The organism is Streptomyces sp. Root1304, assembly GCF_001426405.1.
In the GTDB taxonomy this organism is placed as follows: Bacteria; Actinomycetota; Actinomycetes; order Streptomycetales; family Streptomycetaceae; genus Streptomyces.
The window spans coordinates 60,644-79,965 of sequence record NZ_LMEP01000023.1; the positions used below are offsets into that span (position 1 = coordinate 60,644).

A 19,322-nucleotide genomic window follows, 5' to 3' on the forward strand; every position below is an offset into this window, starting at 1 on the left:
GGAACCACCTGCTGTAACGCCCTCCAGGACAAGGTCTGGGTGCACGTCCCCCGGGCAACGAGCCCTGGGAGGTGTATGTCGTCAAGGCCGACGCCGACACCCTCGCCAAGGCCACGGACGCTCCGGACGCGTGCTGCTCCGGGTCGTAGACCGGGTGCCGCAGCGTCCGTCGGCCGGTCATGGGTTCCGGCGCCGCCCGTCCTGCCCGTCCGGCGCCTCCCGGCCGTCCCGCGCGGTCGGGGCGGACAGGGCGGACGGAGCAGGCGGGGGCGTCGTCATGTCGAGAAGGACCAAGGCGTCGTGGTCGGGGGTGCCGGGTTCGGCGGTGTAGACGCCGAGGCGTTGGCCGGGGGTGCCGTCGAGGAACATGGACTGGCCGGTGAGGTTCATGGTGCCGACCTGGGGATGGTGGAAGGTCTTGCGGGCGGGCTTGGCGCCGGTGACCTCGTAACGCTCCCAGAGCCCGGCGAACTCGGGGCTCTTGAGGAGGAGTTCGCCGACGAGACCGACCAGGTCGGGGGCGTCGGGCGCGGTGCCTGCCGTGGCGCGCAGGCGGACGACACAGGCCTGGACCTGGCGGTCCCAGTCGGGGAACAGCTCGCGCGAGGCGGGGTGGAGGAAGAGATAGCGCGCGAGGTTGCGCTGCTTGACCGGCCAGTCGGCCAGACCCGCCTACAGGGCGAGACCCCCGGGGTTGGACGCGAGGAAGTCCATGCTGCGGCTGACGACGTACGCGGGGCACGGGCGCATCGTCTCCATGAGCACCTTCAGGTGGGGGTGCACGGTGCGGCCGGGTGCGGGCGGCGGCTCGGCGTACCGGGCGGCGTGGACGGCGAGTTCGCGCAGGTGCTGGTGCTCCTGGTCGTCGAGGCGGAGCGCGCGGGCGAGTGAGTCGAGGACGGCCGGGCTGGGCCGGGTCTCCTTGCCGCGCTCCAAGCGCACGTAGTAGTCGATGCTGATGCCCGCCAGCGTGGCGAGCTCCTCGCGCCGCAGGCCCGGGGTACGGCGCAGGCCGGGGCCGACGGTGAGGCCGACCTGCTCGGGGCGGGTCCCGGTGCGGCGGGCCCGCAGGAAGAGGCCCAGTTCCGTGCCACCGCCGTCGCCTGCCGGTGTGGTGGGCTCGTGTGCCATGGGTTCAGTGTCACACCGCCCCGCCCCGGCCGGCGGCGCGGTGGGGGGCCCTGTCACTCCCCCGAACGATCCGACCTGCCACGCGGCGGCGATCGGCGCGAAGGTGGAGGAGCGCCCCGGCCGCCCCGTGCTTCCGGAGCCGTCCCGGGTTCCGACGCGCGAGCGTGTCGGAGGCGCCCCGGTCCAGCCGACTCGCCCTTCGTCGAACGGAAGAACGATGCAGTACGTCACCCTGAACAACGGCGTCCGGATGCCGGTCCTCGGATTCGGCGTCTACCAGATCCCGGCGGAGCAGACCGAGCGGGCCGTCACCGACGCCCTCGCCGTCGGCTACCGCCTTCTCGACACCGCCGCCGCCTACGGCAATGAGGAGGCCGTGGGCCGCGCGATCAGGAAGAGCGGCATCCCGCGCGAGGAGCTCTTCGTCACCACCAAGCTCTGGGTCCAGGACGCCCCCGCCGAGGACACCACCCGCCGCGCCTTCGAGGCCTTCCTGACCAGGCTCGGCCTGGACCACCTCGACCTGTACCTGATGCACCAGCCCTTCGGCGACGTGTACGGCCAGTGGCGCGCCATGGAAGCCCTCCACCGCGAGGGCCTGACCCGGGCGATCGGCGTCGCCAACTTCTACCCCGACCGGCTGATCGACCTGATCCTCAACAACGAGATCACCCCCCAGGTCAACCAGATCGAGACCCACCCCTTCTTCCAGCGCGCCGACTACCAGGACCTCATGCGCGAGCGCGATGTCCAGATCCAGTCCTGGGGCGGCTTCGCCGAGGGCAAGAACGACCTGTTCACCAACCCCCTCCTGGCCGGGATCAGTGAGCAGTACGGCAAGTCCGTCGCCCAGGTCGTCCTGCGCTGGCTGACGCAGCGCGGCGTCGTCGCCATCCCCAAGTCCGTCCGCGCCGAGCGCATGGCCGAGAACTTCGACGTCTTCGACTTCGTACTGACCGACGAGCAGATGGCCTCGATCGCCACCCTCGACACCGGCGGCACCCTCTTCTTCGACCATCACGACCCCGCCATGGTCGACTGGCTCGCCCAGCGCCGCGTCGGCTGAGCCGTGCCGTCTACTCCGGTGGAAGTACGCGCGACCACCCCGTCGGGCTGACGTCCTCGGGCCACCCCCGCGACTAGCGTGGCGGGCATGGACCAGGAGCGGACCGGCGGGCGCGGGCACCGGCACGAGGACGGGCCCTTCGCGCGCGGGCGCCGACGCGGACGGTGGCGGGAGACCGGGTGGCGCGAGCACGCCGACGCGGAGTCCAGGCCCGACGGCCGTGAGCCCCGCCGCCCCGACGGCCGGGAGCCCCATCACCCCCGCCGCTCCGACGGCCGGGAACCTTTCCGGGCCCGTTGGCCCGACGGCCGTGAGCTCCGCCGTTCCGGCCGTCATGGTCTGCCCTGGCGTTCCACCGTCCTCATCGCCGTGCTCGTCATGGCGGGGACCGGGTTCGCCGCACGCAACCAGCCCGACCGGGAGGCGGTCGACGCGCTCGCGCGCGTCCTGCTGCTGCTCGGGGCGGCGCCGCTGCTGTTCCGTTACCGGTGGCCGGTGCCCGTCGTGTTCGGCGTCGCGGCCGTCACCCTCGGCTATCTCGTCGCCGGATACCCGTACGGCCCGGTCTTCGTCCTGATCGCCGTCGCCTGCTTCGCGGCCGTCGTACGCGGCCACCGCACCGCCGCCGCGTGGGCCCTCGGCCTCCTCTGGGCCGGTCATCTGCTGCTCTCGCACTGGCTCTATCAGTGGCTGCCCCCGGCGGGTGACGGCCCCGCCCCCTGGGGGCAGGAGCTTCCGGCGGCCGCGTTCGCCGTCGCCGTACTGGCCGCCTCCGAGACCGTACGGGTGCGGCGCGAGCAGTGGGCGCAGCTGCGGGCCGAGCGTGCCGCCGCCGAGCGGCGCCGCGCCGACGAGGAGCGGCTCCGCATCGCCCGCGAACTCCACGACGTGCTCGCCCACTCGATCTCCGTGATCAACGTGCAGGCGGGCGTCGGCCTGGCCCTCCTCGACTCCGACCCGGAACAGGCCCGCGCCGCGCTGACCACGATCAAGGCGGCCAGCAAGGAGGCCCTCGGCGAGGTGCGCCAGGTCCTCGACACCCTCCGAACCCCCGGCGACGCCCCCCGCGCCCCGGCGCCCGGGCTCGACCGGCTCCCCGAACTCGTCGAACAGGCCGCCGCGACCGGCCTCACCGTCGCCGTGACGACGAGCGGCCCGCGTACGGCCCTGCCGCCCGGCGCCGACCTCGCCGCCTTCCGGATCGTGCAGGAGGCGCTCACCAACGTGGTGCGCCACTCCGGTTCCCGTACGGCCCGGGTGAGCATCGCGTACGGCTCCGGCCGACTGGATCTGACGGTCGACGACGAGGGCCCCGCCACCGGGACCGAGGCCGGCGGCAGCGGCAACGGGCTCGCCGGAATGCGGGAGCGGGCCGCCGCCCTCGGTGGCACCATCGAGGCGGGCGCCCGCCCGGACGGCGGCTTCCGCGTCCACGCCGTACTTCCGCTCCGCCCCGAGGAGACCCCGTGATCCGAGTGCTGCTGGCCGACGACCAGTCGCTGGTACGGGCGGGGTTCCGCGCGCTGCTCGACGCCCAGCCGGACATCGAGGTGGCGGGCGAGACCGCCGACGGCGCGGAGGCGGTGGAGGGGGTGCGGTCCCTGCGCCCCGACGTCGTCCTCATGGACATCCGCATGCCCCGGCTCGACGGACTGGAGGCCACCCGGCGCATCACGGAGGACCCGGAGCTGGGCGAGGTCCGGGTCGTCATGCTGACCACCTTCGAACTCGACGAGTACGTCTTCGAGGCGATCCGCGCCGGGGCCTCCGGCTTCCTCGTCAAGGACACCGAGCCGGAGGAACTGCTGCGGGCCGTCCGCGCGGTCGTCCACGGTGACGCCCTGCTCTCGCCGGGCGTCACCCGCAGGCTGATCGAGGAGTTCGCGGCCCGCTCCAAGGCCCCGGGGGCGGGTGCCGCGCTCGGTGCGCTGACCGAGCGGGAGCGGGAGGTGATGGCCCTGGTGGGGATCGGCCTGTCGAACGAGGAGATCGCGCGCCGGCTCGTCGTCAGTCCGCTCACCGCCAAGACCCATGTCAGCCGGGCCATGGTGAAGCTCGGCGCCCGGGACCGCGCCCAACTCGTCGTCCTCGCCTACGAGTCGGGGCTCGTACGGCCCGGCTGGCTGGGCTGAGGGCTGAGGCGGCCCGGGTGGCCAGGGGGTGAGCCCGGGCCGGCGCGGGGCGGTCCCGGCAGCGGATCGAGTCGGCCCGTGGCGGCCCCGCCGTCAGATCCCGGAGTTCTCCCGCCACAGCCGGGCCAGCCCCTCGTCGCCGGTGAGCGTCACCGCGTCGGCGGGCAGCCGGTTCCACAGCGTCAGGTACAGCCGGTCGGCGGGCCCGCTCAGTTCGGCGTCGGGCGTGTCCGCCGCAGCGTTCCCCGTCGCTGCCGCCGCGTCGCCGCGCTCCGTCCGGGGCGGCTCGTCCGCAGACAGCCGTACGGTCCAGGTGTCGCCGGTGTCCGTGGTCCGCATCCGCAGGGTCCGGGGTTCGGGCGAACGGACCCGGCTGCGGTCCCGGCCGTGGAACCCGCACAGCAGTTCGTCGATGCCGTCGGCGGCTACGGATGGGTCCACCGGACCGGCACCCGCCGCGAGCGCCGACTCGGCGTCCGCGCGGTGGACGGTGGTCTCGTGGGCCTGGCGCCGCGCCCAGAACGCCAGCGGCGAGGGCGAGGGCAGGAAGGTCCAGCACTCCAGCGTCTCGGGCGCCGCCCGGAGCGCCGCCACGAGGGCCGTGTGGCCCTCGCGGTAGTACGCGAGCAGCGCGTCGCCGTCGAGGTCCGGCCCGTCGCCGAACGGCGGGGGCGAGGCGTGCCGCTCGACCACCAGGGTGGTGGCCCAGCGGTGCACCGCCGTCGTGTGGCGGAGGAGGTCCCTGATCCGCCACTCCGGGCAGGTCGGCACCGCCGCCTCGGGCCCGGCCTTCTCCGCCGCGTCCGCCAGGGCCCGGCCGGCCCGGTCCAGTGCGTCGATGTGGTCCGTGATCTTCATGGTTCCGCCGGTGTTCTCGTCCATGAGGCCGATTCTCGCAGCCCGGAGGCCGTGACGAAGGCGTTCCGGCCAGGTGCGACGAGGGCTCAACCCGCCCTGGATTCTCCGGCGTTCCGTGCCCAGTAGCCCATCGCCGCCGCTCCGGCGGCGAGCACCGCGACCGTCGTGAGCGCCACGGGCAGGGAGAACAGGTCGGCGAGGAAGCCGATGGAGGGCGGGCCGAGCAGCATCCCTCCGTAGCCCAACGTGGACGCCGTCGCCACCCCGCCGGGGCCGGCCACCGCGCCGGCGCGGGCGACGGCGACGGGGAAGATGTTGGCGAGGCCGAGACCGGTCACGGCGAAGCCGAGGAGAGTGGCCCAGACGGTGGGCGCGAGCGCGCCGAGCAGCATCCCGGCGGCGGCCGTCGCGCCGCCCGCGACCAGGGTGCGGGTCTGGCCGAGGCGTTCGAGCAGGGCGGTGCCGGAGAGACGCCCGGCGGTCATCGTCAGGGCGAAGACGGAGTACCCGGCGGCGGCGACACCGGGGTGCGCGCCGAGGTCCTGTTCGAGATGGAGCGCACCCCAGTCGGCGAGTGCGCCTTCGCCGTACGCCGTGCAGAGCGCGATCACGCCGAAGACGACCACGGTGCGCCGCGCGGCCCTGGACGGCCGCGCGCCGCCGCCGGCCCCGGGGGTGGCCATCGGGGTGAGCGACTCCGGCGGCGGGGCGGGGGAGGGGTGCCGCAGGAGTACGGGCCCGGCGGCGGCGGTCAGGACCAGGCCGACGCCCGTGAGGCCCAGCAGGTGCGCGGTGGGGGACAGACTCCCGGCGAGCAGCCCGCCGAGCCCCGCGCCCAGCATGCCGCCGAGGCTGAAGGCGGCGTGGAAGCTCGGCATCACCGGGCGCCGCAGCGCGGTCACCAGGTCGACGGCGGCACTGTTCATGGCGACGTTGATGCCGCCGTACGCGGCGCCGAAGACGAGCAGCACGAGGCCGAGGGCGAGCGGGGAGCGGGTGAGCGCCGGCAGGGCGACGGAGAGCGACAGGAGGACGGCGGTCGCGACGGTGACGGCGTGGGCGCCGTACCGTCGGCACAGCCGGCCCGTCAGCGTCATGGTGATCACGGCGCCCGCCGACACCCCGAGGAGGGCGAGGCCGAGGTCACCGGCCGAGGCGCCGGTCTGCTGCTTGACGGCGGGGATCCGGACCACCCAGCCGGCGAACAGGAAGCCGTCGAGGGCGAAGAAGAGGGTCAGGGCGGAGCGGAGGCGGGGCAGGGAGTCGGTGGCGGTGTCTCCGCCGGGGCCCCCCGTTACGGCCGTCCGTACTTTGTTTAGTAGCGGCACAAACTCAGGATAGGGGGCGGCGGCGGCCGGAATCAACCGTGCGGGCCGCACCGGGCGTGGCCGGAAGGTGTCCCGCGACCGTGAGCGCCCAGGGGTACGGGACCGCCGTACCGCCCGATCATGGGAGACTCGCCCCCATGAACGGCAAGGCGACGACGACCCGGACACGTCTGGACAGGGGGCGCAACGCGCTCGGCCCCGCGCTGGAACTGGTGCACACCGGCAGGGCCCCGACGCGGGCCGTCCTCACCGCCGAACTCGGCGTCACCCGTGCCACCGCCGGCGCGGTCGCCGCCGAACTGGAGGCCCTCGGTCTCATCCGGGTCGACTCCAACCCCGGCGCCGCCGCGGGCTCCCAGGGGCGGCCCTCGCACCGCCTCGCCGTCGACGAGAAGGGCCCCGTCGCCCTAGCCGCCCAGGTCCACGCCGACGGCTTCCGCGCCGCCCTCGTCGGCCTCGGCGGCACCATCGTGGCCACCGCCCCCGGCTGCGTCACCGTCTCCGCCGACCCCGCGCAGGTCCTCGGCGCCGTCGTCGACGCCGGTGCCGCGCTGCTCCGCGAGAGCGGCCGCCGGTGCGTGGGCGCCGGGCTCGCCGCCCCCTCCGCCGTCGCCGAACCCGAGGGCACCGCCCTCAACCCGCTGCACCTCGCCTGGCCCGCCGGCGCGCAGGTCCGGCAGATCTTCGCCGAGAGGGTACGGGCCGCCGGCATCGAAGGGCCCGCCTTCACCGGCAACGACGTGAACCTCGCCGCCCTCGCCGAGCACCGCCACGGCGCCGGGCGCGGCGCCCGCGACCTGCTGTGCGTGGCCACCGGCCACCGGGGCGTCGGCGGCGCGCTCGTCCTCGACGGGCGCCTGCACACCGGCAGCGCGGGCCTCGCCCTGGAGGTCGGCCACCTCACGGTGAACCCGGAGGGCCGCCCCTGCCACTGCGGCAGCCGCGGCTGCCTCGACGTCGAGACCGACCCGCTCGCCTTCCTCACGGTCGCGGGCCGCACCCCCGGCCCCGAGGTCTCCCTGCTCCAGCAGTCCCGCGACCTGCTGCGCACCAGCCCCGACGACCCGGGCGTCCGGGTCGCCGTCGGGGAGCTGATCGACCGTCTGGGCCTCGGCCTCGCGGGTCTGGTGAACATCCTCAACCCGGACCGGATCATCCTCGGCGGCCTGCACCGTGAACTCCTCGACGCCGACCCCGAGCGCCTCCGCGCCGTCGTCGCCGACCGCAGCCTGTGGGGCCGCAGCGGCGGCGTACCGATCCTCCCCTGCACCCTGGACCACAACAGCCTCGTGGGCGCCGCCGAGCTGGCCTGGCAGCCGGTCCTGGACGACCCGCTGGCCGCGCTGAGCCGCGAGGCGGTCTGACCCGCGAGGCGGTCTGAGGCACGGGTCGGGCTGAGCGGCGGGCCGGGCCGGGCGGTGGTCCGGCCGGGGCCGCGAGCCGGTCCGAGCGGCGCGCCGGCTCGTCCGTCGCTACACCTCCGCGCGCCCCTCCACCAGCGCCGCCAGACGGTCGAGCGCCATACGGGTGCCCGTCTCGTTGTCGGCGGCGGACACCGCGTCGGGAACGCCCTCGTGCACCAGGACCACCTCGGTCCCGCCCTCCATCGGGATCAGCGTGGTGGTGAGGGTCATCGCACCCCGCAGCCCGGGGTCCTCGGTCTCGAACTCGGTGACCTCCACCACCCGTTCGTCCGGCAGCAGCTCCACGAAGCGGCCGTGGTACGTGTCCGTGCGGGCCCCCGACATACCGGCTCCGCCGTCCTCGGCCCCGTACGTGAGGGAGACCCGGAAGGTGCCCCCCTCGCGTGCGTCGAAGTCGTGCACCTCGCAGGTCATGCCGTACGGCACCCGCCAGCGCGCGACGGCCTCCGGATCGAGGAGGGCCCGGTACACGGCCGAGGGTGGGGCGTCGACATGTCGGGATACGCGAGTGCTGTACACGCCTTCCAGGCTAGGGCGAGCCCGCGCGCCCCGCGCTTCTTCGGCCTCTTCGGCCGAAAACCACTGGGAGAGTCTGCCCGGACGCCGTACCGTTCCGCTCCGTGAACATCGAAAAGGATCTTCCTCCGCGCCTCGGCACCCTCACCTTCCACGGCCCGCTCTCCGAGGCCCGCGCCGCCCGCCTCATCGAGCGCGTCGCCGCCACCGGACCCGCCGATGTGCTCGACATCGGCTGCGGCTGGGGCGAGTTGCTCCTGCGCGTCCTGGACGCCGCGCCCGGCGCCAGGGGCATCGGCATCGACATCAACGCCGAGGACCTGGCCCGTGGCCGGAAGCTCGCCGGGGCGCGCGGTCTCGCCGACCGCGTCGAGTTCGTCGAGGAGTCCGCGCTCGGCACCGAACGCGGCCCCGTCGACGCGATCCTCTGCCTCGGCTCCAGCCAGGCGCTCTGCGACCCCGATCTGCCGCACGACCCCGCGGCCGCCCTGCGCGAACTGCGCCGTCTCGTCCGCCCCGGGGGACGCGTCGTGCTCGGCGAGGGCTTCTGGGAGCAAACCCCCAGCGAGGCCGAGCTCGCCAGGATGTGGCCCGGCGCGAGCAGCAGCGACCACATGAGCCTGGGCGCCCTCGTCGACCTCGCGATCGAGTCGGGCTTCCGGCCCGCGTGGATCGAGACGGCGAGCACGGACGAGTGGGAGGAGTTCGAGTCCGGCTACCGGTACGACACCGAGGTCTGGCTCGCCGCCCACCCCGACCACCCGCTCGCCGCCGAGACGCGCGAGCGCGTCGACCGGCAGCGCTCGACCTGGGTCAACGGCTACCGGGGCGTCCTCGGCATCACCTACCTCAGCGGGGCGCGGCCCACTCGGGCCGGGCGGCACGGCACCCGCCTCCGACCCGGCGCTCACTCGGGTCAGGCGTCACGGCCCCGGCCCCGGCGCCCGCTCGGGTCAGGTGTCACGCCCCCGGCCCCCGGCCCCGGCGCCCGCTCGGGTCAGGTGTCACGCCCCCGGCCCCCGGCCCCGGCGCCCGCTCACCACTGCCTCCCCGCCCCCAGCGCCGCCCGCCCCGGCGCGGAGAGGTGCAGCACCCGGAAGCGCTCGCCGTCCCCGGCGGGCGCTTCCGTGCCCGCCCACAGGGTGAATACGAGCAGTTCCCAGTGGCGCGGATCGATCGCGAGCGCCGAGGCGACCACGCCGTCCCGCCGCGCCTCGCGGGCGTGCCGGGCGACCGCCTCCGCCACGGCCTCGCCCGGCGGGACGCCCTCCCCGAGCCCGGTCCTGCGCCGCGTCGCGGCACCCGGTGCCGACGCGGCCGCCGGCCCCTCCCCGTACGCCAGACCCGTCCAGTGCTGCACCACGGGCCGGCCGAAGTCGTTCACGATGCCCTGGAAGCCCGGCCCCCAGAGGAAGGCGTTCATGCCCTCGGGAGCCGCCCAGAGGTAGAACGGCGCGTACTGGTTCACCGGTGCTCCGGCCTCCCGCTCGCGCGTCAGGTACGCCTTGAGGCCGAGACCCGGGAAGTCGTCGAGCAGATGGCCCCTGGTCGCCACCCGCTCCCGGATGATCCCCATGTCGTAGTCGGCGGGCAGGGTGATCTCGTACTGCATGGCGTGCACGGGAACGGTCTCCGGTTCTCTCGTGGGGGCTCGGTTCTACGGGCGGAACGCCGGCCGGGCGCGCCGGTTCACGGCTGCCGCGGCCGTCCGGCGCCTCCGCGCGGCGCGAGCAGCGTCAGCAGCCCCCGTACCGCGCTGTCGAACGGCGCCGGCGACCCCGTCGCACGCGCCAGGACGTACCCGCCCTGCACGGTCGCCAGGACCGTCGCCGCGAGCTCGCCCGCGTCGAGGGCACCGCCCCCGCCCAACTCGCCGCTGTCCAGACCCTCCTGGACGACCTCGGTGAGCCGGGCGCGCAGCCGGCCGAGCACCTCGTCGACCGGCGCGCGCAGCGCGGGGTCGGCGATCACCTCGGGGTCCATCGTCAGCCGCCCCACGGGGCAGCCCCGCAGGACGTCCCGCTCGCGCAGCAGATACGCCTCGACGCGGGCGTACGCGGAGCCCCCGCCGCCCAGCACGGCCTCGGCCGCCGCCCCCATCTCCTCGGCGGTCCGCCGGATCGCCGCGAGCGCCAGGTCCGGCTTGCCCGCGAAGTGGTGGTACATGCTGCCCTGGCCCGCGCCCGCCGCCTGCTGCACGGCCCTGGGGCTGGTCCCCACGTAACCGCGCTCCCACAGCAGCTCGCGGGTGGCCTCGATCAGTCGCTCCGACGTGCTCGCACCGTCCATGACCGCACTGTACATACCAGTAGGTACAACCGTGAAGGCCCTCCTGCGGCGCCCTCGTACTCCCCCCGTCGTACGCGCGAAGCCGCTGCCCGTACGACGCCCCGGACCCCCTCCCGGCGGGAGGCTCGAACCAGGACATCACCCCAGCGCATCCGAGGAGCTGAACCCTCATGAACACACTCGCCTACGCGGGCCCCGGCCCGTGGGCCCTGCTCTTCCCCCTCGTCTGGGCCGTCGCGATCGTCGGGATCGTCACCGTCGCCCGGCGCGCCGGATGGCGGCGCGGCCGACGCGGGCACGGCCCCTACGGCGGCTTCGGCCACGACCCGGAACACGGCCGTGACGGTGGTCCGGACGAGAACTCGCCCATCGCCCTGCTCGGCCACCGCTTCGCGGCCGGCGAGATCGACGAGGACGAGTACTGGCGCCGGCTGACCGTCCTGGAGGAGCAGTTCGGCCGCACCACGGACTCCAAGGGGCGCCGGACATGACCACGCTCCGTACCCCGTCCCCGTCCCCGCCGTCCGTCACCCCGCCCCCGGCCGTACGCGTCGTCGACGCCGTCAAGGTTTACGGGCGCGGCGACACCGAGGTCCGGGCCCTCGACGGGGTGAGCGTCGACTTCCCCGTCGGCCGCTTCACCGCCGTCATGGGCCCCTCGGGTTCCGGCAAGTCCACCCTCGTGCACTGCGCCGCCGGGCTCGACACCCTCACCTCCGGCGCCGCGCTCCTCGGCGACACCGACCTGTCCGCACTCGACGACCGCCGCCTCACCCTGCTGCGGCGGGACCGGATCGGCTTCGTCTTCCAGGCCTTCAACCTGCTGCCGACGCTCACCGTCGCCGAGAACATCACCCTCCCGCTCGACCTCGCGGGACATCCCGTGGACCGCGAGCGGTTCGGCCGGCTCGTCGACACCGTGGGGCTGGGCGACCGGCTCCACCACCGGCCGAGCGAACTGTCCGGCGGACAGCAGCAACGGGTGGCGGTCGCCCGCGCCTTCGTGGGCGACCCCGATGTCGTCTTCGCCGACGAACCCACCGGCAACCTCGACTCGCGCTCCGGCGAGGAGGTCCTGCGACTGCTCGGCCGTACGGTACGGGAGACCGGCCGTACGGTCGTCATGGTCACCCACGACCCGGTCGCCGCCGCCCACGCCGACGAGGTGATCTTCCTCGCGGACGGCCGGCTCATCGAGCGCATGACGGGCCCGACGGCCGACCGCGTCCTCGACCGCATGAAGGCCTTCGACGGCGGACCGGCACACACGACCGGCCGCCCGTCCGCGACGCCCGGAGGCACGTCTCCGTCTCCCCCCACCGGCGAAGCCGCCGCGCGCCGTACGACCGGGGGAGGCGCGTCATGAGCACCCCCGCCGCCCTCCGCCTCGCCCGGTCCTCCCTCCGTGCCCACCGGCGCCGCTTCCTCGGCACCTTCGCCGCGGTGCTCCTCGGCGTCGCCTTCCTCACCGGCACCCTCGTCATGGGCGACACCCTGCGAGCGAGCTTCGACTCGCTGTTCACCGGCGCCACCCGCGGCACCGACGCCGTCGTCCGCAGCGCCGTGACCGTGACCGCACCCGGCGAGGCCCAGGGCACCCGGGGTCCCGTCGACGCGGCCCTCGCCGAGCGCCTCGCGCGCGTGCCCGGGGTCGCGGCCGCCGCACCCCGGATCGAGGGCGCGGGCCAGCTCCTGGCCGCCGACGGCACCCCCGTCGGCGGAAAGGGCCCGCCCACCCTCGCCGGGAACTGGATCGACGACCCGGCCCTCAACCCGTACAAGCTCGCCGAGGGCCGCGCCCCGAGCGCCCCCGGTGAGGTGGTCGTCAACCGGGGCGCCGCGAAGACGGCCGGTCTCGGACTGGGCGACACGACCATCCTGCGCACCCCCGACCCGGTGAAGGTCACCGTCGTCGGACTCGCCACCTTCGGCGGCGAGGACGGCATGGGGCAGGTCACCTGGGCCGGCCTCACCCGCGCCGACGCGGAGAAGCACCTGACCGCGCGCCCCGGCGAGGCGACCGGCATCGCCGTACGCGCGGGTCCCGGCGTCTCCCAGGACGAGCTGGTCGCCGCCCTCGGGCCCGCCCTGCCCGACGGGGTGGAGGCGATCACCGGGCAGCGGGCCGCCGAGGAGAACACGGAGATGGTCTCCGGCCGGTTCCTCAGCCTGTTCACCACCTTCCTGCTGGTGTTCAGCGGGGTCGCGGTGCTCGTCTCGGTCTTCACCATCCACAACACCTTCGCCGTCCTCGTCGCCCAGCGGACCCGCGAGAACGCCCTGCTGCGCGCCCTCGGCGCCGCCCGCCGCCAGGTGGTCACCGGCACCCTCGCCGAGGCGCTGACCGTCGGTCTGCTCGCCTCGCTGGGCGGGCTGCTCGCCGGCGTCGGCGTGGCCGCCGGCCTCCAGGCGCTGTTCCCGGCCGTCGGATTCCCCTTCCCCGAGGGCGACCTCGTCGTCTCCGGCACCTCCCTGCTGCTGCCGCTCGCCGTCGGACTCGCGGTCTGCGCCGGTTCGGCGCTGCTCCCCGCCGTACGGGCCGGACGCACGGCACCGCTCGCCGCGCTCCGCGAGACACACGTCGACACCTCGGGCACCTCACGCGCGCGCGGGCTCACCGGCGGGGCCCTGCTCGCCGTCGCGGCCGGCACGGTGCTCGCCGGAGTGCTCGGCACCCCCTCGCTGCTCCTCGCCGCCATCGGCGCCGCGCTCGCCGTCGCCGCCTTCGTGGTCCTCGGGCCGGTCGCCGCCTCGGTCGCCCTCCGGGTCCTCGGCCGCCCGCTGCGCGGGGCCAACCGGGGGCTCGCCCGCCGCAACGCGCTGCGCAGCCCCGGGCGTACGGCCGCCACGGCCACCGCCCTGATGATCGGCGTCGCCGTCGTCACCCTCTTCACCGTCTTCGCCGCCTCCCTCAAGGCGACGACGGACGACACGATCGACCGTTCCTTCGCGGGCGACGTGGCCATCAGCGGGGCCTCGTTCGGGGCCGGCGGCACCGGGCTCAGCCCGGGTCTCGCGCCCGCCGTCGCCGCCCTGCCCGAGGTGGACACGGCCGTCGGCCTGGGGCGCGGTGCGGCCGACGTCGACGGCCGGGGCCGGGCCCTGACCGTCACCGACCCCGCCGCGCTCGCCCGCACCCTGGATCTCGGGGCGGTACGGGGCTCCCTCGGCGGCCTGGGCGCGGACGGTCTGGCCGTCGCCGCCGACGAGGCCGCCGCGTCCGGTCTGGCGCCCGGCCGGACGGCCGAGCTGACGTTCACCGACGGCACCCGGCGCACCTTCACCGTGCGGGCCGTCTACGAACGCTCCGACCTTGCGGGCGACTACCTGGTCACCCGGGAGGCGTGGGCACCGCACCGCACGCAGGACGCCGACCGGCTGGTCGCCGTCTCCTTCGCCGACGGCGTCAACGTCGCGCAGGGCAAGGCGGCCGTGACGGAGGTCGCCGACCGCTACGGCCGGCCCGAGGTGCAGACCAGGGACGAGTACGCGGCGTCCTCCGCGGGCGGCATCGACATGATGCTCACCCTCGTCTACGCGCTCCTCGCCCTCGCCGTCCTCATCGCGCTGCTCGGCATCGCCAACACGCTGACCCTGTCCGTCCACGAACGCACCCGGGAACTCGGCCTGTTGCGGGCCGTCGGACAGACCCAAGCGCAGCTGCGGGCCATGGTCCGGTGGGAGTCGGTCCTGGTGGCCGCGTTCGGCACGCTCGGCGGGCTGACGCTCGGCGGATTCCTCGGGTGGGTGCTCGTCCGCGCCTCGGAGGGCTCGGGCGACAGCGCGTTCACCTTCGCCCTGCCCGTGGCGCGGCTGGCGGCCGTGGCGCTGGTCGGGCTGCTCGCGGGAGCCGCGGCGGCCTGGCGTCCGGCGCGCCGGGCGGCCCGGCTGGAGGTCCTGCGGGCCATCGCCACGGAGTGAGCGCGGCGGGCGGGGCCGGGCCCGGTGGGCACCCGGCGGGCACCCGGCGGTCCTCGCGGACCGTCGGTCAGCCCGCGTGGCCCACCGGCACCCGGCGGGCCCGGGCGACGGCGGGCGCCGGCGCGAGGGTGGGGTCCGGGGTCGCCGCCGGGTCGGCCGGGACGCTGAGCGGGACGCCGGGGAAGGGGGAGTACCCGAGGAAGGGGCCCTCGGTGGTGGAGCCGTGCACGGCGTAGGAACCCGTCCTGACCGGGACGGGAGGCGGCGGCGCGGAGAGCGTGAACCACACGACCTTGCCGTCGACCCCGCAGGGCCGAACGCCCCAACTCTCGCTGACCGCACCGACGATGGCGAGGCCGCGGCCGGAGGTGGCCAGCTCGTCGGCACCGCCGGAGACGTCGAAGGCGTCGAGCGGGTCCGCGCTGCCGGCCTCCGGTATGCGGGGGTCGTGGTCCCGGACGGAGACCGTGAGACGGTCGAGCAGCAGCTCGATCTCCACGGTGCACCGCTTGTCCGGCCGCGCGTGCCGGTGGACATTGGTCAGAAGCTCCGTGACGCCCAGGACGGCGGGGTCGACCAGGGCGTCGAGACGCCAGTGGCGCAGATGCGCGGAGACAATCCTGCGGACCTGACCGATCCGCGACGGCAGGGCCTGAAGCTCCACCGCGTAATACCTGCTCGGCTCGCTGATCACGGCTGCGACTCCCCGAAGTAGTCCGGAAGAAGACGAAGATTCGGATCTCACATGCGGTACAGCAGGGTGGCGACCTGAACGTGACGTCACCACCGGTCAACCCTCGGTGAGGTGCTTCCAGCCTGAACCAGTGGTGACCGTCCCGCAACTCACGGCGACGGGGGCCGGTGTCGTCCCGCTGCCCGACCCGGGCCGCCGACGGGGCTCGGCGCCGCCCGTCGTCCGCTTCCGGCAGTCTGCGGGCCTCAGCGGCGGCCCGCGGCCCGTTTCAGGGCCGCGAGGAAGCGCCCCGACTCCTCCGACGTGTCCTGACGGGCCTCTTCGGCGCCCCGGCCCCGCTCCTTGTGCAGCGTCAGCCGGTACCGGGTGCCGTTGACGGTCGCGACCGCCTCGTCGGGCTTCGCGAACCACGGGCGGCCCGCCCGCACCGCGTCCACCGGCGCGCTGTCGATCTCGCTGCCGTAACTCGTGAGCAGCGCGAGGCGGCCGTCCTCGATGCGTACCTCGCCCGCGCGCGTCAGTGACCTCGGCCAGCGGGCGATCCTCACGCCCCTGGCGGTGAACTCGGGTTCCGACATACCGATCCGCCCCTTTCACCCGGTTGTCGCTCCCAGTGTGCCGGGCCTTCGGCGCCCGCACCAGTACCCCTTCCGCAAGCCATCCCTATGGAGAGTCAAAGGAAACGTTTGCCCAGGTGGGAGGGGTATTGTCGGCATCGGGGCAAGCAGGGGAAGCGACCGAGGAGAGGCACGGATGAGCACCACGGAGAACAGTGCGGTGAGCGGTGCCGCCGCCGCGGCGGTGACCGTCGACGTCGACCGCAGCGATCCGGCGTACCGGAGCTGGCTCAAGGAGGCCGTCCGCAAGGTCCAGGCGGACGCCAACCGCTCGGCCGACACCCACCTGTTGCGCTTCCCGCTCCCCGAGAAGTGGGGCATCGACCTCTACCTCAAGGACGAGTCGACCCACCCCACCGGCAGCCTCAAGCACCGGCTCGCCCGCTCGCTCTTCCTGTACGGCCTCTGCAACGGCTGGGTCCGGCCGGGCAAGCCCGTCATCGAGGCCTCCAGCGGCTCGACCGCCGTCTCCGAGGCGTACTTCGCGAAGCTCATCGGTGTGCCGTTCATCGCCGTGATGCCGCGGACGACCAGCCCCGAGAAGTGCCGGCTGATCGAGTTCCACGGCGGGCGGTGCCACTTCGTCGACGACTCGCGCACGATGTACGACGAGGCCGCCGCGCTCGCCGAGCGGACCGGCGGCCACTACATGGACCAGTTCACCTACGCGGAGCGGGCCACCGACTGGCGCGGCAACAACAACATCGCCGAATCGATGTACCAGCAGCTGAAGCTGGAGCGCTACCCGGAACCCGCCTGGATCGTGGCCACCGCGGGCACCGGCGGCACCTCGGCCACCATCGCCCGCTACGTCCACTACATGCAGCACGACACCCGGATCTGTGTCGCCGACCCGGAGAACTCCTGTTTCTTCGACGGCTGGACGCACCACGACCCGGGCGCCACCGCCGACTGCGGCTCGCGCATCGAGGGCATCGGCCGCCCCCGCATGGAGCCCAGCTTCGTGCCCGGTGCCGTCGACCGCATGATGAAGGTGCCCGACGCGGCGAGCGTCGCCTCCGTCCGGGCGCTGGAGACCGCGATCGGCCGCAAGGCGGGCGGCTCCACCGGCACGGGACTGTGGAGCGCCTTCAAGATCGTGGCGGAGATGGTCGCCCACGAACGGACCGGCAGTGTCGTCACGCTGATCTGCGACCCCGGCGAGCGCTACCTCGACAAGTACTACTCCGACGACTGGCTCGCCGCGCAGGGCCTCGACATCGCCCCGTACACCGCCGTCATCGAACGCTTCCTGGCGACGGGGGCCTGGCCGGAGTGAGCCGCCGGTCGAGCCGGCGCGTGGCGTCCCGGAAGGACATCCCCACGCCCGGCCCGGCGAGCCGCATCGCGAACCGGAACGCCGCCGGGCCGTCGGCCGCCATCGTCCACCGCAGCCGGGTGCCCCGGCCGTCGGGGGAGAGGGTCCACTCCTCGGCCAGGGCCGTCACGCCCGGGGCGTTGGCGGAGTCCACGCGGTAGGCGTACCGCACGTCGGGCTCGGCGGCCAGGATCGTCTCCTCGAAGACGATCCCGCCGCGGAGCCGGACGGTGCGGCCCGCCCCGTCGCCGGTCGGGACGGCGGAGGTCACGGCGGTGAACCAGGAGGGCAGGCTCCCTGTCTCCACGGCGATCGACCGGTAGACGGCCGGGGGCGGTGCGGCGAGTGCCGCCGTGAACGCCAGACGGACGGGCGCGGATGCGGTGAAGTCGAGCTCCACCGGCGTGAGTCGGCGTGCCATGGACCGAACCTCCCAGGACGAAGCGGAAGAGCACCCTAACTGACGTGCTGTCAACAGCCCAGGGGGAGGGGGCTACGGAGAGCCCGGCCGAACGGATTCCCGCCGCCGGGGCTTCTGGAGTTGCGGGGGTGCCGGAGCCGTTAGGGCTGCTGGAGCTGCTGGAGCTGCTGGAGCTGCTGGAGCTGCCGGAGCCGCCCCACCGCCCCAACCCGCCCCCGCTCACCCGTTCCGCAGCAGCCCGTCCACCGCCCGGCCGAACAGGAACCGCCCCGCCCGCCCGAGCACCGGATCGAAGACCCTCGGCACGCCGCGCACGGACAGCTCCTCCGTCCACACCACCCGGCTCCCGCCACCGGGCATCCCGGTGACCTCGACCAGTGCCCAACCGCGTACCACCCGGCCCGACTTCTCCAGCCTGCACACCCCGGGGGCGTCCGCCGCGGGAGGTTCCCAGCGCACGACCTCCATCGGGTCGTCGAAGGACAGACCGCCGATTCCGGTACGGGCGGTGAAACGGGTCCCGGTCCGGTTCGGGCCCGGGGTCAGCACCCGCGTCCGGGTCAGCGGCACCTGGCGGCCGTGCGCCGGCCAGTCCGTGAGCCGCCGCCACACCTCCTCCGGCGCGGACGGCACCGTCCGCTCCACCCGGAAGAGGCTCACGCCGGCTCCTCGCCCGCCACCACCAGTCCCGGCAGGTGCTCCGTGACCTCCGCGCGCACTCCCTCGGGCAGGCCCCGGTCCGTCACCCAGGTGTCCACCTCTGTCAGGTCGGCGAAGGAACTCAGCCCCACCGTCCCCCACTTGGTGTGGTCCGCGACCACCACCACCTCGCGCGCGGATCGCATCAGGCACCGGTTCGTCTCCGCCTCCGCCAGGTTCGGCGTGGAGAGACCCGCCTCCACCGACACGCCGTGCACGCCGAGGAACAGCAGGTCGAAGTGGAGCGAGCGCACCGCCCGGTCCGCCACCGGCCCCACCAGGGCGTCGGACGGCGTGCGCATGCCGCCGGTCAGCACCACCGTCGCCGCACCGCGCCGCGACTCGCCGCCGCCGGAGGTGAGTTGGGCCTCGTGGAACACGTCCGCGACCCGGACCGAGTTGGTCACCACCGTCAGGTCCGGCACGTCGAGCAGGTGCCGGGCGAGGGCGTAGGTGGTCGTGCCGCCGGAGAGGGCGATGGCCGTGCCCGGCGCCACCAGGGCCGCCGCGGCCCTCGCGATGTCGTCCTTGGCGCTCGGTTCGAGCACCGACTTGGCTTCGAAGCCCGGCTCGTGGGTACTCGCCTCGACCACCGGAACGGCCCCGCCGTGCACCTTCGCGAGCATGCCCTGCCGGGCCAGCGCGTCGAGATCGCGGCGGATCGTCATGTCCGAGACGCTCAGACGACGGGTCAGCTCGTTGACCCGGACGCCGCCGCGCCGCCGGACCTCGTCGAGGATCAGGGCGCGCCGCTGCTCCGCGAGGAGGTTCTGGTTGTCAGTCACCGCCGGGGCCGGTCCTTCCGCAGAAGACAAGGGGATGGTTGTCGGATTCGGTGAGGGACGGTGCGCAGGCGCACGCCCGTCCGCGATCCTGGTGCCGACGACGCATCTTCCCACCCTGAGAGG

18 protein-coding genes and 3 pseudogenes are annotated in these 19,322 nt (G+C 74.6%); 10 read left to right on the forward strand and 11 right to left on the reverse strand.

Annotation, left to right across the window (positions count from 1 at the left end):
- Nucleotides 1-3: 3 nt before the first annotated feature.
- Nucleotides 4-149: pseudogene (locus ASD33_RS36480) on the forward strand (glyoxalase/bleomycin resistance/dioxygenase family protein); the annotation flags it as partial.
- Nucleotides 150-177: 28 nt separating this feature from the next.
- Here ASD33_RS36480 and ASD33_RS22520 read toward each other — a convergent pair.
- Nucleotides 178-1,131: pseudogene (locus ASD33_RS22520) on the reverse strand (helix-turn-helix transcriptional regulator).
- 217 nt (nucleotides 1,132-1,348) lie between these two features.
- On the opposite strand from ASD33_RS22520, the gene ASD33_RS22525 reads away from it, so the two are divergent.
- The 3 genes from ASD33_RS22525 to ASD33_RS22535 all read left to right on the forward strand — a co-directional run bounded on the left by ASD33_RS22525 (nucleotide 1,349) and on the right by ASD33_RS22535 (nucleotide 4,329).
- Nucleotides 1,349-2,197, forward strand: a complete 849-nt coding sequence (locus tag ASD33_RS22525; RefSeq protein WP_056563421.1) for an aldo/keto reductase — start codon at nucleotides 1,349-1,351, stop codon at nucleotides 2,195-2,197.
- Between the two features lie 378 nt (nucleotides 2,198-2,575).
- Nucleotides 2,576-3,667, forward strand: a complete 1,092-nt coding sequence (locus ASD33_RS22530; RefSeq protein WP_079044991.1) for a sensor histidine kinase — start codon at nucleotides 2,576-2,578, stop codon at nucleotides 3,665-3,667.
- Nucleotides 3,664-4,329 carry a response regulator transcription factor gene (locus tag ASD33_RS22535; protein ID WP_056563424.1) on the forward strand — a complete coding sequence of 222 codons (666 nt, stop codon included), beginning with the start codon at nucleotides 3,664-3,666 and terminating at the stop codon, nucleotides 4,327-4,329. The genes ASD33_RS22530 and ASD33_RS22535 overlap by 4 nt, the downstream gene beginning before the upstream one ends.
- A 93-nt stretch (nucleotides 4,330-4,422) precedes the next feature.
- Here ASD33_RS22535 and ASD33_RS22540 read toward each other — a convergent pair whose 3' ends face one another.
- Together ASD33_RS22540 and ASD33_RS22545 are read right to left on the reverse strand one after the other, a co-directional pair.
- Nucleotides 4,423-5,187, reverse strand: a complete 765-nt coding sequence (locus ASD33_RS22540; RefSeq protein WP_056564520.1) for a maleylpyruvate isomerase family mycothiol-dependent enzyme — start codon at nucleotides 5,185-5,187, stop codon at nucleotides 4,423-4,425.
- An 86-nt stretch (nucleotides 5,188-5,273) separates the two neighbouring features.
- Nucleotides 5,274-6,515: an MFS transporter gene (locus tag ASD33_RS22545; protein ID WP_056563427.1), complete on the reverse strand. Its 1,242-nt coding sequence runs from the start codon at nucleotides 6,513-6,515 to the stop codon at nucleotides 5,274-5,276.
- A gap of 137 nt (nucleotides 6,516-6,652) precedes the next feature.
- Here ASD33_RS22545 and ASD33_RS22550 point away from each other — a divergent pair, with 137 nt between their 5' ends.
- The gene (locus ASD33_RS22550) at nucleotides 6,653-7,879 is read left to right on the forward strand and encodes an ROK family protein (RefSeq protein WP_056563430.1); all 1,227 of its coding nucleotides are present in this window, start codon (nucleotides 6,653-6,655) and stop codon (nucleotides 7,877-7,879) included.
- Between the two features lie 108 nt (nucleotides 7,880-7,987).
- Here the strand turns inward: ASD33_RS22550 and ASD33_RS22555 are convergent, their stop codons facing one another.
- Nucleotides 7,988-8,458 carry an SRPBCC family protein gene (locus ASD33_RS22555; protein WP_056563433.1) on the reverse strand — a complete coding sequence of 157 codons (471 nt, stop codon included), beginning with the start codon at nucleotides 8,456-8,458 and terminating at the stop codon, nucleotides 7,988-7,990.
- Nucleotides 8,459-8,559: 101 nt separating this feature from the next.
- On the opposite strand from ASD33_RS22555, the pseudogene ASD33_RS22560 reads away from it, so the two are divergent.
- Nucleotides 8,560-9,309 (forward strand): annotated as a pseudogene (locus ASD33_RS22560) (class I SAM-dependent methyltransferase); the annotation flags it as partial.
- 182 nt (nucleotides 9,310-9,491) lie between these two features.
- Here ASD33_RS22560 and ASD33_RS34435 read toward each other — a convergent pair.
- Nucleotides 9,492-10,076 (reverse strand): DUF4865 family protein, encoded by a 585-nt coding sequence (locus ASD33_RS34435; protein ID WP_079044954.1) that lies wholly within the window; start codon nucleotides 10,074-10,076, stop codon nucleotides 9,492-9,494.
- A gap of 68 nt (nucleotides 10,077-10,144) precedes the next feature.
- Nucleotides 10,145-10,759: a TetR/AcrR family transcriptional regulator gene (locus ASD33_RS22565; RefSeq protein ID WP_056563436.1), complete on the reverse strand. Its 615-nt coding sequence runs from the start codon at nucleotides 10,757-10,759 to the stop codon at nucleotides 10,145-10,147.
- Between the two features lie 155 nt (nucleotides 10,760-10,914).
- Between ASD33_RS22565 and ASD33_RS22570 the strand changes: the two genes are divergently transcribed.
- From ASD33_RS22570 to ASD33_RS22580, 3 genes are read left to right on the forward strand one after another with little or no spacing between them, the layout of a single operon-like run.
- Complete coding sequence (locus ASD33_RS22570) at nucleotides 10,915-11,235, forward strand: SHOCT domain-containing protein (RefSeq protein ID WP_056563440.1); 321 nt, start codon at nucleotides 10,915-10,917, stop codon at nucleotides 11,233-11,235.
- On the forward strand, nucleotides 11,232-12,110 hold the full coding sequence (locus ASD33_RS22575; RefSeq protein ID WP_079044955.1) for an ABC transporter ATP-binding protein: 879 nt from the start codon (nucleotides 11,232-11,234) through the stop codon (nucleotides 12,108-12,110). Before ASD33_RS22570 ends, ASD33_RS22575 begins: the two co-directional genes overlap by 4 nt.
- Nucleotides 12,107-14,665, forward strand: coding sequence for an ABC transporter permease (locus tag ASD33_RS22580; protein ID WP_056563443.1), 2,559 nt, complete (start codon nucleotides 12,107-12,109; stop codon nucleotides 14,663-14,665). The genes ASD33_RS22575 and ASD33_RS22580 overlap by 4 nt, the downstream gene beginning before the upstream one ends.
- A gap of 67 nt (nucleotides 14,666-14,732) precedes the next feature.
- Here ASD33_RS22580 and ASD33_RS22585 read toward each other — a convergent pair whose 3' ends face one another.
- Nucleotides 14,733-15,359, reverse strand: coding sequence for an ATP-binding protein (locus ASD33_RS22585; protein WP_056563446.1), 627 nt, complete (start codon nucleotides 15,357-15,359; stop codon nucleotides 14,733-14,735).
- A gap of 245 nt (nucleotides 15,360-15,604) precedes the next feature.
- Nucleotides 15,605-15,937 (reverse strand): hypothetical protein, encoded by a 333-nt coding sequence (locus tag ASD33_RS22590; RefSeq protein ID WP_056563449.1) that lies wholly within the window; start codon nucleotides 15,935-15,937, stop codon nucleotides 15,605-15,607.
- Between the two features lie 175 nt (nucleotides 15,938-16,112).
- Between ASD33_RS22590 and ASD33_RS22595 the strand changes: the two genes are divergently transcribed.
- On the forward strand, nucleotides 16,113-17,255 hold the full coding sequence (locus ASD33_RS22595) for a PLP-dependent cysteine synthase family protein (RefSeq protein ID WP_056563453.1): 1,143 nt from the start codon (nucleotides 16,113-16,115) through the stop codon (nucleotides 17,253-17,255).
- On the opposite strand, the gene ASD33_RS22600 is transcribed toward ASD33_RS22595, so the two are convergent.
- The 3 genes from ASD33_RS22600 to ASD33_RS22610 all read right to left on the reverse strand — a co-directional run bounded on the left by ASD33_RS22600 (nucleotide 17,215) and on the right by ASD33_RS22610 (nucleotide 19,199).
- The gene (locus tag ASD33_RS22600; RefSeq protein ID WP_056563457.1) at nucleotides 17,215-17,715 is read right to left on the reverse strand and encodes an SRPBCC family protein; all 501 of its coding nucleotides are present in this window, start codon (nucleotides 17,713-17,715) and stop codon (nucleotides 17,215-17,217) included. The genes ASD33_RS22595 and ASD33_RS22600 overlap by 41 nt on opposite strands.
- A 219-nt stretch (nucleotides 17,716-17,934) precedes the next feature.
- A complete protein-coding gene (locus ASD33_RS22605) occupies nucleotides 17,935-18,375 on the reverse strand; it encodes an SRPBCC family protein (RefSeq protein WP_056563460.1) in 441 nt (146 codons plus the stop codon).
- Nucleotides 18,372-19,199, reverse strand: a complete 828-nt coding sequence (locus ASD33_RS22610) for a DeoR/GlpR family DNA-binding transcription regulator (RefSeq protein ID WP_056563463.1) — start codon at nucleotides 19,197-19,199, stop codon at nucleotides 18,372-18,374. Before ASD33_RS22610 ends, ASD33_RS22605 begins: the two co-directional genes overlap by 4 nt.
- Nucleotides 19,200-19,322: the final 123 nt, after the last annotated feature.

What these genes read in the sequence shown, in the direction of transcription:
- ASD33_RS22570 (WP_056563440.1), top strand. Translation starts at nt 10,915, where the DNA reads ATGAACACACTCGCCTACGCGGGCCCCGGCCCGTGGGCCCTGCTCTTC.
- ASD33_RS22590 (WP_056563449.1), bottom strand. Translation starts at nt 15,937, where the DNA reads ATGTCGGAACCCGAGTTCACCGCCAGGGGCGTGAGGATCGCCCGCTGG.
- ASD33_RS22565 (WP_056563436.1), bottom strand. Translation starts at nt 10,759, where the DNA reads ATGTACAGTGCGGTCATGGACGGTGCGAGCACGTCGGAGCGACTGATC.
- ASD33_RS22595 (WP_056563453.1), top strand. Translation starts at nt 16,113, where the DNA reads ATGAGCACCACGGAGAACAGTGCGGTGAGCGGTGCCGCCGCCGCGGCG.
- ASD33_RS22540 (WP_056564520.1), bottom strand. Translation starts at nt 5,187, where the DNA reads ATGAAGATCACGGACCACATCGACGCACTGGACCGGGCCGGCCGGGCC.
- ASD33_RS22530 (WP_079044991.1), top strand. Translation starts at nt 2,576, where the DNA reads ATGGCGGGGACCGGGTTCGCCGCACGCAACCAGCCCGACCGGGAGGCG.
- ASD33_RS22575 (WP_079044955.1), top strand. Translation starts at nt 11,232, where the DNA reads ATGACCACGCTCCGTACCCCGTCCCCGTCCCCGCCGTCCGTCACCCCG.
- ASD33_RS22600 (WP_056563457.1), bottom strand. Translation starts at nt 17,715, where the DNA reads ATGGCACGCCGACTCACGCCGGTGGAGCTCGACTTCACCGCATCCGCG.
- ASD33_RS22550 (WP_056563430.1), top strand. Translation starts at nt 6,653, where the DNA reads ATGAACGGCAAGGCGACGACGACCCGGACACGTCTGGACAGGGGGCGC.
- ASD33_RS22525 (WP_056563421.1), top strand. Translation starts at nt 1,349, where the DNA reads ATGCAGTACGTCACCCTGAACAACGGCGTCCGGATGCCGGTCCTCGGA.
- ASD33_RS22580 (WP_056563443.1), top strand. Translation starts at nt 12,107, where the DNA reads ATGAGCACCCCCGCCGCCCTCCGCCTCGCCCGGTCCTCCCTCCGTGCC.